The 13379-nt window shown below is 37.3% G+C and carries 11 protein-coding genes; 6 read left to right on the forward strand and 5 right to left on the reverse strand.

Features of this window, described 5'->3' with window-relative positions; genetic code table 11:
* Positions 1–735, forward strand: a complete 735-nt coding sequence (locus AABK36_RS14455; protein ID WP_309938189.1) for a ZIP family metal transporter — start codon at positions 1–3, stop codon at positions 733–735.
* 6 nt (positions 736–741) lie between these two features.
* Here the strand turns inward: AABK36_RS14455 and AABK36_RS14460 are convergent, their stop codons facing one another.
* Both AABK36_RS14460 and AABK36_RS14465 read right to left on the reverse strand, forming a co-directional pair.
* Complete coding sequence (locus AABK36_RS14460; RefSeq protein WP_309938188.1) at positions 742–1986, reverse strand: DcaP family trimeric outer membrane transporter; 1245 nt, start codon at positions 1984–1986, stop codon at positions 742–744.
* 73 nt (positions 1987–2059) lie between these two features.
* Positions 2060–2944: a tetratricopeptide repeat protein gene (locus AABK36_RS14465; RefSeq protein ID WP_309938187.1), complete on the reverse strand. Its 885-nt coding sequence runs from the start codon at positions 2942–2944 to the stop codon at positions 2060–2062.
* A gap of 192 nt (positions 2945–3136) precedes the next feature.
* Between AABK36_RS14465 and AABK36_RS14470 the strand changes: the two genes are divergently transcribed.
* A complete protein-coding gene (locus AABK36_RS14470; RefSeq protein ID WP_309938186.1) occupies positions 3137–3547 on the forward strand; it encodes a hypothetical protein in 411 nt (136 codons plus the stop codon).
* A gap of 92 nt (positions 3548–3639) precedes the next feature.
* Positions 3640–4470 (forward strand): tRNA 2-thiocytidine(32) synthetase TtcA, encoded by an 831-nt coding sequence (gene ttcA / locus AABK36_RS14475; protein ID WP_309938185.1) that lies wholly within the window; start codon positions 3640–3642, stop codon positions 4468–4470.
* Between the two features lie 54 nt (positions 4471–4524).
* Here ttcA and AABK36_RS14480 read toward each other — a convergent pair whose 3' ends face one another.
* Together AABK36_RS14480 and AABK36_RS14485 are read right to left on the reverse strand one after the other, a co-directional pair.
* On the reverse strand, positions 4525–5385 hold the full coding sequence (locus tag AABK36_RS14480; protein WP_309938184.1) for an EamA family transporter: 861 nt from the start codon (positions 5383–5385) through the stop codon (positions 4525–4527).
* Positions 5386–5472: 87 nt separating this feature from the next.
* A complete protein-coding gene (locus AABK36_RS14485; protein WP_309938183.1) occupies positions 5473–6120 on the reverse strand; it encodes a DUF2306 domain-containing protein in 648 nt (215 codons plus the stop codon).
* 318 nt (positions 6121–6438) lie between these two features.
* Here AABK36_RS14485 and AABK36_RS14490 point away from each other — a divergent pair, with 318 nt between their 5' ends.
* Positions 6439–10923 (forward strand): alpha-amylase family glycosyl hydrolase, encoded by a 4485-nt coding sequence (locus tag AABK36_RS14490; RefSeq protein WP_309938182.1) that lies wholly within the window; start codon positions 6439–6441, stop codon positions 10921–10923.
* Between the two features lie 136 nt (positions 10924–11059).
* Entirely contained in the window at positions 11060–11929 is an 870-nt protein-coding gene (locus AABK36_RS14495) for an AraC family transcriptional regulator (protein WP_309938181.1), read from the forward strand.
* Here the strand turns inward: AABK36_RS14495 and AABK36_RS14500 are convergent.
* The gene (locus tag AABK36_RS14500) at positions 11923–12654 is read right to left on the reverse strand and encodes a hypothetical protein (RefSeq protein ID WP_309938180.1); all 732 of its coding nucleotides are present in this window, start codon (positions 12652–12654) and stop codon (positions 11923–11925) included. The two genes, AABK36_RS14495 and AABK36_RS14500, sit on opposite strands and share 7 nt — an antisense overlap.
* Before the next feature lie 273 nt (positions 12655–12927).
* Between AABK36_RS14500 and AABK36_RS14505 the strand changes: the two genes are divergently transcribed.
* On the forward strand, positions 12928–13263 hold the full coding sequence (locus AABK36_RS14505; protein WP_309938179.1) for a hypothetical protein: 336 nt from the start codon (positions 12928–12930) through the stop codon (positions 13261–13263).
* The last annotated feature ends 116 nt before the right edge of the window (positions 13264–13379 follow it).

Below are 13379 nucleotides of genomic sequence, written 5' to 3' on the forward strand. Positions count from 1 at the left end.
ATGATAGATGCAATCATTCTTTTCTTATCAGCTATGGCTGGTGGCTCTCTGGTATTCTTTATTTCAAAAAAAAGAACAAAGGAGATGCAAATGGCGATCACATTCAGTGGAGCCTACTTGTTTTCACTTACAATATTGCATATACTTCCAGAGCTATATGAAGATAGCCATACCGATGGGCATATAGTAAGCCTTTTCATTTTATTGGGATTTTTCTTTCAGGTGCTTCTTGAGCCGCTCACCAGCGGAGTGGAACATGGCCATTTGGACGAACACCACAGTCATAAGCACCATCATCCCGTAACGCCTTTGATTATTGGCATGCTAATTCACGCGACCTTTGATGGCGCAATACTATCCGGAAATTTTCTCAACCATGGGCATGGTCAGAACAATCTAATGATCGGTTTGGTGTTGCATAAAATTCCCGCAGCCTTTGCACTAGTATCAGTAATCAGCCAAAGCTTAAGCAGCAAGAAGAAAGTGTTTACATTGCTTATTATTTTCGCGTTAGCTTCCCCATTTGGAATATTTGCCAGCAATTTCTTATTTCAGAAAATGGCTGTTGACCACATGTATTATAATTTGTTAATCGCAGTTGTGGCAGGAAATTTCCTACATATTTCAACGACAATATTCTTCGAAACTTCTCCTGAGCATCAGTTCAATTTCAGGAAAATGTTCATTACTCTTCTTGGAGTCTTGCTAGCTATAGCCGTTGAATTCATTTTATAAAATAGATTAAAAATCATAATAAAAAAGAGCCGCGACACGACTGGCATTTCCAAATGCCAGATTCTTATTGAACCTTTTCCCATAAACATATTCCAAGCCCACCTTGGACCCCTCTATGACATTCCAGAAAAAATCGACGGTAACACCGATACCGTTCCGGTACGAATTCTCAGGTTGAAAAGAAAAATTCTCAACTCCAGTCGCTCCTATGGAAGCCGTGGAAAAAAACTCATTGGTCCAATTATGAGTCACTGCCACAAACCCTCCATATGAGTAAATTGGTTGAAATCTTCCGCTGGAAGGATCATAAATAATGTCTTGAGAATTGCCGCTCAAAGCCGCAATATAATGGGCTACAGCTCTCCCTCCTGCCATTTGGTAGTCTATTTTTGTTTGCTTGCTGAGCTTGACAGTTCCAAATACTCCAAACCCCGTTACAAGTCTTGTAAAAAGGTTATTCATTGTATCTTTGGCTGTAAGAGTTGTTGCTAAAAAAGAAAGCTGAATATTTCCAAAATCAAACTTCTTTTCTATTTTCATAGTAAAATCAGGAGTCAAATTCACCAGTATAAGATTAGAGGAATCCTCTTCCTGATAATCCTCGATGGAATACTCCAAAGCAGCGTAAATCGCCAAGTCTTTAGTCAATGGAAATTCATATCTCACTTGAGGGGTTCTAGTCATAGCAACTCCCGTAGGTCCATTGAAGTCAACCGTAGCCGGCACTGCCGTCACATTGGTAAACAAAGACCAAGTTTGGCCTATCAATAATCTACCAAAACTTCCATATGCATGCCGTATTCTAAATCCATTCTGCCCGGCGAAATCAGTCTCCAGCCTTATAAACACATCGCCTTTCACCGTCTTTCGAGTGACTTCAAAACCCAAGCGAGTTTGGCTAAGCGTACTATTATAATTCGGAATATTTCTCTCAGATTTGCTTACTGGAATTTGAGCTGTGATAAACGCATTCTTATTGGCTAGCAACCTGTCGTCATATAATGTCAATAACCTCACAGATCCTAATATACGCATCTGCATGGTCTTATCCGATGTGAGTATATAGAGTCCTCTATCTCTAGGAATATCTAAAGGCTCAAGCTGATGTTGATTGGGACTTACGGCAAACCTGCCTGTCAAGGTATCGTTTTTAGGCAACAATTTTATCAGTGTAGAATCCGAAACACCTTGGGAATATGCCACCCAAGGCGCCAAGCTGATAATAAAAATAAAAAAATGTTTCAAGCCCATATCAGACGAAGTATTGTATCGTCTTTAGCTTGATTCAAAACTTAGACCAAGTTATAAAAAGCCACGTCAAATTTTATAAATCAACTTCTTCCCAAAGTGGATATTTGTCTGCTATTTTTTTCATGCTTTTCTTATCCATTGAGTACAAAGCGATAAAGTAATCGCATATCAAATTTCTCATTTCAAGCTCTGTCAATTCTTCGCCATAATTGTCCTGCAATGATTCAAACTCGATAAATACAGCATCGTCAATTCTTGGATTCAGATTTTTCAGCAAAGTCCACATTTCAGTAGACTCAAAAGCTTTCATTGGCATATAAAACCAATCCACATAATCCAAGTCAAAGACCTCATTTTGTTCTGCAACGCATTGCCAAGCTTCAAGGTACTTCTCCAGATCATTCTTAGCTCCATATACTCTTGCCGCAATCAACCAATGAAACAACTCAAGTTCTTCTTCCTCTATATTTTCAAAAGCTGAAAGAATTTGCTCAAAATCTCCTTTAGCCAGCATCTCATTCCATTGCCAAGCTTGATCTTCCTTATCAAAAAGGGGCCTCTCATCATAATTGACAGCATCAGTGATCATCTGCTTGTCATTCCAATATGACTCATTATCGCTATCGAGATCTATCGCCAAAGAAATGTTTTTCAAAGCTTCCGAATACTCACCCAATTGATATTGAGCATGAGCCATGTCTGCTATAGCCTCGGAACTCTTAGGATCTAGTTTCACTGCTTTGAAATACGCCCTTTTAGCTTCTTCTGGAGCTAAATTCAATAAATGTATTTCGCCTATCATGCTCCAGCATTGTGACAATAACAATCTTTGCGATGAGATCTTTTCATCCAATAACTCCACAGCTGGAATCAATTGAGAGGCAAACCAATCATAACCTTTCCAATAAGCCCATGACACGCCTTTTTCTAGCAATTCACTGACAACCTTGTTTTCCATATCTTTCGAATTCTTTCGAGATGCAATTCGCTATGTAAAAAAAGCATTTTCATTTGAATAATCAAATTCCTGCAATAAATATAACTTTTTCTACTTCAAAAATAAAAATAAACACTCAGCAAGCGTTCAACCCAAAATATAAGCATATATTGCAGTCTATCTAACTGATTTTCGATATTAATAATAATTATCATGCCTGAAGAAGCCATACTCGCTTGGTCGCAAGAGCCAATGCCTAATGGAAAAATCTACCAAATATCAGACCTGAACAAACTTTCTGAAATTTCATCACTTTTCGGATTTTGCAAAAATAACACAGCCCATATCACTCCTGATGGATGGAGACACCTGATTATCAACTTCAAGCTTGAAGATCTTCAATCCGCTGACGCAAACATTCATTGGCTAATGGAAGAGAAAGAAAATGATATCGGAGAATTTTGCTGTTCATTGTATTTCAAGGCGATGATTTCAGGCTATTATCCGCCTACAAACGATTTTGGCGACTTTGATCAAGAAAATAATACGTTTCTTTTTCTAGACGGATCAAAATCCAAAATCGATTGGTCCTTGATTTACGACAATGCTTCCATCAACTCTTAAAAGCAAACATGCAACTGATTTAAATAGGCTGTTTGGACAATCTCCTTGTGATAATACGTTTTATTTTATGATCTTTGCAGATTGAAAATAGAATGACGATGGAAAAAGAAGCTTTTGAGATAAAAAAACTGACAAAAAAAATTCGCAAATCCGTATGGAAAGCTCATGAAGATTTCCAAATGATTGAGAAGGGAGACAAAGTGATGGTCTGTCTGTCAGGTGGAAAAGACAGTTACACTATGCTTGACGCGCTGATGCATATGCAACTAGTTCGCAAGGATTTCGAAATTGTAGCGGTCAACCTTGATCAAAAGCAACCTGGCTTTCCCGAAGAAGTATTGCCCAATTATTTGGAGGGCTTGGGTGTCGATTTTAAAATCATAGAGCGAGACACTTACAGCATAGTCAAGGAAAAGGTCCCTGAGGGCAAAACCACATGCAGCCTTTGCTCAAGACTAAGAAGAGGCACTCTTTACACTGCCGCGGAGGAATTAGGTTGCACAAAAATCGCTTTGGGACACCACAGGGAAGATATTCTGGAAACGTTTTTCCTTAATTTGTTTTTTAGCGGCAAGCTTGAGTCAATGCCTCCAAAATACAAAACCGATGATGGAAAACATGTAGTCATTAGGCCTTTGGCTTACTGCAAAGAAGCTGATATTATTGAATATTCAAACCATATGCAATTCCCAATTATCCCTTGCAACCTTTGCGGATCTCAACCGAATCTCCAAAGACAAGTAGTCAAACAGATGCTCAAAAAATGGGAAGAAACATACAATGATCGAAACGAAATCATGATGAATGCCTTGAGCAATATCTCTCCTTCTCACTTGCTCGACCATGATCTTTACGACTTTGTCAACTACGAAATGAAAAAGAAAGAACTGCATGTCGATGACAAGCAACAAATAGAACTTTAAATATTAAAAGCCATTCATCAACCTTTGAATGGCTTTTTTTCATACAAACGCATTTTATTTCCCAATCAAATAAATCGCCAGCAACGCCATTACTATCCCTAGCCAATTCAGTTTCGAATATTTTTCCTTAAAAAAAGCGAATCCAGCTATCACGGAAAATGCGACAACACTCATATTCCTTACAGGAAAAATAGTGCTGCTATCCCAATCAGGAACACCCAAAGCTTTGATTAAAAAGTATATTGAGCCAAAATTAAACATCCCCAACAACAAACCTCCAATCACATTTTTCAACTTCACTTTCTTGGCTTTCCAAAAAATGTTATAAGCCTCCACTGCTACACCTATCATACCCGCCACTAAGAATGTGCTGGCTAAAAAATATTCATTATGTCCTTCATTAATATGAAGCTTTTTCGCAACATTGAATGTCGTATCCAAAACACCCGCCAAAAGAAACAGTAAAAATGGCAAATATGTATATTTTCGATCAAAGCCACTGCTTTTTGAGGAAATAGAACTCAATATCACCCCTAATACAGCTAATACGATCCCCAAACCTTTAAGCCATGGAATACTCTCGCCAAAGTAAAATACCGCATGGATCACGACTACTATTACAGCCATCTTGCTCGCAACCTGCGTCACGCTGATTCCCACTTTTTGAGCCGTTAAGCCCATGATGAAAAAAGTGCCTATAAGCATTGCTCCAATAGCGACCGAATACAAAGCCCATTGCGGCTGCATAAAATGGGACGGACTAAATTCATTGCTGGACAGCATTACACCCAAGAAAAGAGCCATGAAATAATTGACTACTATTGCCTGAAAAGTATCGATTTCCTGTTTCTTAAAAACCTTGAAAGTCGCCCCATTTACTACCGAGAACATTACGCTCAACCACAAAAATTCCATGCTAATTATTAATAAAGTTATGACTTCTCAAAATTAGCACCTTATATCTTATTTCCGCAACAAGTCATTCCAATTAAAACATAAAATTCACCCTTTCACAGCTTTCCGTAAGTTTAAAACAACCATCCAGTATGTAATGAAAACACTTCCCACTACCGTTGGGGCAAACCAATTCCATAAATTCGGCAAAATATTATTTACAACCAAAAAAGCGGTACAAGCTGCAATATACCCTCCCATCATTTTACCCAGATGAAGTTTCAGCCAATTTCTGCGAGCCAAAGCCCTTCTTTTGAACACCTTCAAATCCCTCATACCAAAAGAGAAACCAATTCCTCCAAAAGCTGCTAATACCACATTTACCTTTCCAGAAAAAATAAATGGAACAAAAACCATGGCCAACCCCATCGCGACAATAAAGTAGGCCATTATCTTGTCAAAAAAGAAATCATGCGAAATACTTCTAAACCATAAACTCCGATAACCGCTAATCAAAAAATAAATGGAAAATAAACCTATCGCAAAAAGAAACATGCTCTCATGGCCCGGAATTACTGAAACTGCCAAAGCCAATAAAGCAGAGGACAGCATCGTGTAAAAAAACATGCTTCCGGACTTTCTGTGAACCTTTTTTCCTTTGTTAGAAACTATCGCTAGGCTTCCTGATATCAATGCCAAAACTCCTAAAAATGCGTGAATCATTATCAGCGGTTTTGCTAATGTTTCCCAATTCATAAAAAATCTTTTAAATAAAATTCAATAGCAAAATAATAAACTAAGATTAACCAACCATTAAATCAAATAGGCAATAATTTACATTCTTGACTTTTTAGCTTCTTCAAGAACCATACTTCTTTATCAATATCAGAATGCTTTTACAGCGCTATTTTACGGAATTGAAAATTTTTCGATTATGATTTTATTAATGTAGAATTTCAAACGTTTGCGTAGAAATTTAGTCCAAATCAAATCATAAGGTTTCTATCTAATACTTTTCTGCCATATACTTATATAAACATCATCACTACTTAACTTTTAACCAATTTTTTTAACATGAAAAGACGATTTTTACTCTTATTGATTTGCTTTGCATTAGGGCAGCTAACACCTATCAAAGCACAAGACTATTGGTTTGAACCTTCAAATGCAACAGTTAATGATGAATTAACAATATACTTAAGAGCCAGCAATCGCTCTTCAGTGAATATGTACGCAGGGGTACGTGTAGGATCAAGCACATTTCAATATATTAATAACAATGACTGGAATAGCACTCCTTCGCATTCATTTTTTGAGGAAGATCCCAACCAAACAAATGTTTGGAAAAAAACCATCAAACCATCTTCATACTTCGGCGTTCCTGAAGGAACAGTTGTAAAGGGCATAGATATCATATTTAGAGAAGGCTCATCTAAAATCATCGACGCTGATTTATTCCTTGATTTGGACGACGCTCAAGTAAACGCTCCTTCAATTTGGTTGGAATCATCTCCTGAAAAGCCATTAATCGACCAAGAGGTCACCATTACATTCAGGCCTTCAGAAGCACCTGGCGGAAGCTTAAGAAATGCTGAAAGAATTTTTGCGCATACCTGGGCTATAACATCTGGACCTGACAGCAATAATGCCGACTATGAAGGGCAAGCTCATTGGGGGGACAACACCAAAGGCGAATTCAAAAACAAAGGAGACGGCGTTTGGGAATTGACTTTCACACCTCGTGATCATTATAATATTTCAGATCCTTACGCTTCCTTGTTTAAGATAGGTTTCGTCTTTAGAGATGAGACAGGTGCAAATCAACAAAAAACAGCTGAAGGCGAAGATATCTATTTGCAAGCAGATCCTGGTTTCTACATTACACAAAACGAACCCCTGAAAAATAAAGTCAGTATAAAAAAAGGTGAAACGGTTGACTTAAAATTCACAGCTATCGAAAATAGCAATTGGGAGGTCATTTTAAATGGAGAAAGTGAACATACTGTTGATAATGCTACAAGTCTAAGTCATTCCATAACCTTTTCAGAAAAAGAAGATACAGAAATCATAGTAAAAGCATCAACATTAGAAGGCGAATACACACAAAAAACAATCGCAGTCAATGTTTTCGAAGAAAAGATCGCTGAATTACCTGCTTGGGCATACTACGGCAACCAACCTCGCATGGGCATTATTTATCACAATGGACTTAATTCAACAGAAAACGACCCAAGTAAAACAACTCTTGTTCTTCATACACCTACAAACGTAACTTATAAAAGTGGCACAGGAGAAGTATATGGAGTTCAAAGCATTCCAAATAAAGAAGTCGTCAATGTTATTGGAGATTTTAATAATTGGATGGTAACCGAAGAGTATCAAATGTACAACACCCCTGATGGCAATTATTTCTGGATAACCATCGAAAATCTTGAAGCTCAGAAACCTTATGTTTTTCAATATTTAATTGATGGAGATCTTCATATAGCAGATCCTTATGCAGAACACATCGTTGACAGCGATGACAGTTATATCCCTGAAAGCACATTTCCTTCTTTGCCTGAATACCCTCATGGAAAAGCCTCTGACAGAGCATCCTTGATTCAAACAGGAATGGGAAATTACGCATGGCAAATATCAAACTTCCAACCTGTAAGCCACAATTTGCTGAATATTTACGAACTCCACTTTAGGGATTTTACGGAAGAAGGCACTTACAAGGCTGCTATGGCTAAATTGCCATACCTCAAAGACATGGGAATCAATTGCATTCACGTTATGCCTATCAGCGAATTTGAAGGAAATGACAGCTGGGGTTATAATCCTAATTTTTATTTCGCTCCTGATAAAGCTTACGGGACAAAACAGGATCTTAAACAATTCATCGACGAAGCTCACAAAATGGATATTGCGGTGATAAATGACTTGGTATTAAACCATTCATTCCATTCAAGTCCATTCTCAAGAATGTATTATAACGACATTGACAACAAACCTGCTCCATACAACCCTTGGTATAATGAAGATCACAACTTTGATGAACCAGCTGCTCATTGGGGAGTTGATTTCAACCATACCAGTGAGCACACTCAAGCATTAGTCGACAGTGTCACAAACTTTTGGATGAGCGAATACAAGTTTGACGGATTTAGATTTGACTTCACCAAAGGTTTCAGCAATACCCATTGGGTTGGCGAAGGCAATTGGGGAAGCGACTATGATCAAGATCGTGTAGATATTCTAAAAAGAATGGCTAATAAAGTCTGGAGCAATCATCCGGGCAGCATTGTATGCTTCGAGCATTTGGCTAATCAGACTGAAGATTCCGAGCTTGCAAATCATGGTATTTTGATGTGGAGCGGAGCAGGCCTTAATTACAACTATTCAGAAATGGCTAAAAACAATTTCAAGAATATAGATATTTCTTCTGCCTATTATAAAAATGTCGGATTTAATTTACAAAATTGGATGTCCTATATGGAAAGTCATGATGAAGAAAGGTTGGCCTTCAGAGCTGTAAATGAGGGAAGAAACCTAAATTCGTCTAACAACTTCAATGGTGGAGCAAATGACAATCAACTGCAAATTATCATTCCAAGGCTTCAGGCCACTGCCACATTCAACCTCTTGTTACCAGGACCAAGAATGATTTGGCAATTTGGAGAGTTAGCCTATGATTATTCAATAAATTATAATGGAAGAACTGGCAGAAAACCCGTGAAATGGGAATATTTCGAACACCCCGAAAGAAAAAAACTATACAGAACCTATGCTGACTTGCTTAGCTTAAGAAACAACTACGATCTTTACGTAACAGCTGATCAAAATCAAGATTTTGACCTAGCCCAAGGGCATAAACGAACTACACTCAATTCAAGAGACAAAGGCGAAAGCGGAAACGCTACCTTCCAAGTCATAGCAGTCGGAAACTTCATGGAGGAAACTCAAGATATTACTCCTTACTTTGGCTCTACTGGCACCTGGTATGACTTTGAAACGGGAGATAGCTATGAAGTAACTTCCACTGACCAAACTGTTCGCTTGGAAGCAGGAAGAGCTAGAGTATTCATCAGCAAAAAGCTTAAAAAAGCCAATCTACACAACCCTGTGATCGTTGATCATCAAGAAGATATGATGCTAACCGAAAGAGGCCAATCTTTTGATATCGACCCTTCATGGTTTACTGTCGAAGATGAAGACAATGACTTAACCACCGCTTTTAATCTCACAATTCTTAACGGCGAGGGCTATACATATGATAATTTCACTATCACTCCTGATAATGAGTATTTTGTTGGTGATTTGAACGTAAATATCGTAGCTAGCGATGGCGAAAGGCTTAGTGATCCATATACATTCAGTCTTACATATGATGGCGAAAATGTTCTTTTCATAAGAGTAAAAGATCAAACATATACATATGGCGATCCTGAGCTTGTTCACGAGGTTGCTTTTGAAGGATTTGTGGATGATGATGATGAATCCATTTTAGAGGGAGAATTAGTTTATATGATTGAAAACGATAAAATAAAGGCTTCCGGACTAACCAGCGACAAATACGAACTTGCATATGTGGATGGCAAATATACTTTTGTCAAAAAGCTCCTAAATGTTAAAGCGGAAGATATTACAGCTATCGAGAATGGAGAACATCCTCCATTAGCAATCACCTATGACGGTTTTGTCAATGGTGAAAATGAAAATGACCTTGACAGAAAGCCTGAAATATACTTTGATGGAGTTTGGCCACTTGCAAAAGGAGTATATACCCTCACAGTCGCAGGAGCTGAGTCTGAAAATTATGACTTTGAGTATGAAGACGGCAAGTTAATCGTCCAAGGAGCAACTCCAATTATAGTGACTGAATGGCCTATCATTTCGAAAGGAGTTTACGGACAAAAATTATCGGAAATATCGTTTACAGGAGGCGAAGCGAATATGGATGGTTCATTTGAATTTGTAGACAAAGACGAGATACTCAATGCTGGAATTTATTCAAATGTGACTATGCAATTCATAGCAGACGATGAAAGTGCTGGAAGTCTTAAAGGCTTCGTTGCCCTTGAAATCGAAAAAGCTACTCAAACTATTGAGATCACAGATACTCCTCAAAGCTTAAGAATTGGCGAGTCGTTTGAATTATTCGCGAATACTAACAGCGGGCTGGCTGTAAGCTATGAATCTTCTGATGAAAGCATCATTAGTGTTGACGGCAATATTATCATAGCTCATCAAGAAGGAGAAGCTACGATTACTGCTCTGCAAGAGGGCAATGACAACTACCTTGAGTCAAGACTTGACTTTACTGTAGATGTCGAAAAACTGACAAATATAGAAAGCCCTGATCAAATGTTCATCTATCCTAACCCTGCGAACAATATAATCTTCGCGAAAGGGATAAAAACAAATATGGAATATGTGATTTATGACATGAATGGAAGAAGCTTGATAACAGGCCTACTAAAGAGCAATCAAGGCATCAGCATTTCATCACTAAGAGCAGGAGTTTATATGCTTAAACTTTCAGACAATAGCGTACATAAAATAATAAAAAAGTAGATTAACCAATAAGTAAGCCTAAAGCCCGAGAACTCAAATTATAGAGCTCGGGCTTTTTTAATTTCAACCCTATCATTTTATCTTTTAACATCCAAATAAATTAAATCCCGTATACCAAAAAACTAAAAGCAAACTGATGATTATTGAATCCACCAACCAATTATTCGAAATAAGCACAGAAGAGCTCTCTGTATGGGAAAAAAGACCTCACAAGCAAAACTTCTTTGAAATAGTATATATAGAAAAAGGATCAGGCCTCCAATGCGTCAACGAACATGAATTTGAATACCATGGAGGAAATATCTTTTTACTGCCACCGCTGGACTGCCATTCTTTTATTATCAAGCAAACTTCTATTTTTCATTTCATTCGCTTCACTGATCACTTCTTCATGTCTGACAGTGGATTTACAGACTATAAAATTTGGTTTGATCAGATGGCTCACATTCTAGCCAACTACAACAAGATTCCCGGAGATATCATCTCAACTCCAAGAGAGCGCGACTACATTGTCAACAGCATCAATTTTATCCAAAATGAATATTCGAATATCGACAGCTACTCGAATTCTATCATAATGGAAATCATGGCTTCAATTGTCAACATATTGGCTCGTAGCATAGAGAAAAAGTATATTGAACAAAACGATCAATTGGACAAGCGATTCGGAGAAATACTCAGATTTATCAATTCTAACATATTGGAAAATGACAAGCTTCGCGTATCATCATTAGCCGAAAATTTTAATATTTCCAAAACCTATTTTTCCGAATATTTCAAGAAGCAAGCCGGCATCAGCCTTGCGGAATACATTTTGAATTCAAAACTCAAAATCGCGGAAACGAAAATACTTCACACAAAACTGTCTCTCAAAGAAATCGCCTATCAATTGAATTTTACAGACAGCAGCCATTTATCCAAAGCATTCAAAAAGAAAAATGGCGTCACCATCAAAATGTTCAAGGCTAATCCTCACAGCATTTATCAAACTAACTTAAATCAATAAAGCACCTGCTTGTAATCAAATGCAAATCTCTGGTTTCCAATAGGTATATATAGCTTGTAATACTCAGCTTTTATATTTCGTTTGATAAAAATCTGTCCTTTAATCGTATAGCCAGACTCGACATCCGTTCTCCTAAGGGTGGAATTTACCCAAAAACTTTTTTGAGAATTCAATGAATACACATGTTCTTCTCTCCGGTCACTTTCATCATTCAAAAACTCCAAATGTTCTTGACGCTCGTTGAATTCCTTGTCTCTTTGTTCTTCTGTCTTTTCTTCAGTAAGAGTCGCTGCATCCTCCACTATGTCCAAAGTCACTGAAAATAAACTGTAAAGCACATGATTTGCTTGAGCAGCCTTTCCCGCTTCGATTTTTTTATCCAATTCCAATATTTTCACTTCAGGGTCAATAGCAAACCGCAAAGCTCCTATATCTGTAGTGTCCTTGTCCAAAGCAACATAATAGCATTGATTTGGAGAGATGCATACTGATTTATCAGAATTGTTTATCAACTCAATATCAAAAACCAAAGTCTCTCCATAACTTTCGGTATAAGCAACTCTTAATTCTATTCCATTTTTATTCTGAGATGAGACTTCATTGCCAAAATACCAACTTGTCGTTCTATTCAATGCTTTTAATCTGGAAACTGGCTGAGCAGAAAAACATGAAGACACGCTCATGCTTATCAAAGAAAAAATCAAAAAACTATATATTATTCTCATATATAAACGCTAAAAGACTTAACCAACAACCCTAAGTTACATTATAAATTCATAAAATTAAATTATAGCCATTTTTTTTATTAAGTATTTTTTCTTGCTTTCAACAAATTAAACCTATCCAACAATGAATAATATCTTTTTTGAAAATTGCATAATTTCTTCAAATCAGCTTGTTTAGAATCATTTAAAACTAGATATTCGTGGCATCAAAAGAATATTAATTCTAATCAATAAATGCTCAAAGGCTCAATTAAATATCAAATAATCTATTTGATGGCAATCACATTTGCCTTGGCCTTGTCATATCTTAACAAATCAAGCTTTCATTACCATGAATCTGAAAGCGGCATTGTAATACACACTCACTTTTACATTGCGGATGGCGATGAAAACCCCGGGGAACCTGCTGACCATGAACACAGCAATGAGCTTCTTCATTATTTAGAGTTTTCGGAAAGCGCAATATCATCAATTACCTGTGTCAATTATACTATCGAATTTATAGAGCATTTCCATGCTCATACAAAATCGCTTTATAACACAGCGATCTATTTTTCAAAGCTTTTTCACGTCCTCCACTATCACGGACCTCCTCAAAGCGCGAAATAATTTTCATTTAAACTACAGGACAATTACCGTCCAGTAACACACTATACTTTTACTTACCACTTTTTGTCGCAATAACTGGATAATTTTCAGATTTACTTAGCGTCAATTAAACATTC

This window comes from Aureibacter tunicatorum (assembly GCF_036492635.1).
Lineage (GTDB): Bacteria > Bacteroidota > Bacteroidia > Cytophagales > Cyclobacteriaceae > Aureibacter > Aureibacter tunicatorum.

What these genes read in the sequence shown, in the direction of transcription:
- AABK36_RS14455 (WP_309938189.1), top strand. Translation starts at nt 1, where the DNA reads ATGATAGATGCAATCATTCTTTTCTTATCAGCTATGGCTGGTGGCTCT.
- AABK36_RS14460 (WP_309938188.1), bottom strand. Translation starts at nt 1,986, where the DNA reads ATGGGCTTGAAACATTTTTTTATTTTTATTATCAGCTTGGCGCCTTGG.
- AABK36_RS14465 (WP_309938187.1), bottom strand. Translation starts at nt 2,944, where the DNA reads ATGGAAAACAAGGTTGTCAGTGAATTGCTAGAAAAAGGCGTGTCATGG.
- AABK36_RS14470 (WP_309938186.1), top strand. Translation starts at nt 3,137, where the DNA reads ATGCCTGAAGAAGCCATACTCGCTTGGTCGCAAGAGCCAATGCCTAAT.
- ttcA (WP_309938185.1), top strand. Translation starts at nt 3,640, where the DNA reads ATGACGATGGAAAAAGAAGCTTTTGAGATAAAAAAACTGACAAAAAAA.
- AABK36_RS14480 (WP_309938184.1), bottom strand. Translation starts at nt 5,385, where the DNA reads ATGGAATTTTTGTGGTTGAGCGTAATGTTCTCGGTAGTAAATGGGGCG.
- AABK36_RS14485 (WP_309938183.1), bottom strand. Translation starts at nt 6,120, where the DNA reads ATGAATTGGGAAACATTAGCAAAACCGCTGATAATGATTCACGCATTT.
- AABK36_RS14490 (WP_309938182.1), top strand. Translation starts at nt 6,439, where the DNA reads ATGAAAAGACGATTTTTACTCTTATTGATTTGCTTTGCATTAGGGCAG.
- AABK36_RS14495 (WP_309938181.1), top strand. Translation starts at nt 11,060, where the DNA reads ATGATTATTGAATCCACCAACCAATTATTCGAAATAAGCACAGAAGAG.
- AABK36_RS14500 (WP_309938180.1), bottom strand. Translation starts at nt 12,654, where the DNA reads ATGAGAATAATATATAGTTTTTTGATTTTTTCTTTGATAAGCATGAGC.
- AABK36_RS14505 (WP_309938179.1), top strand. Translation starts at nt 12,928, where the DNA reads ATGGCAATCACATTTGCCTTGGCCTTGTCATATCTTAACAAATCAAGC.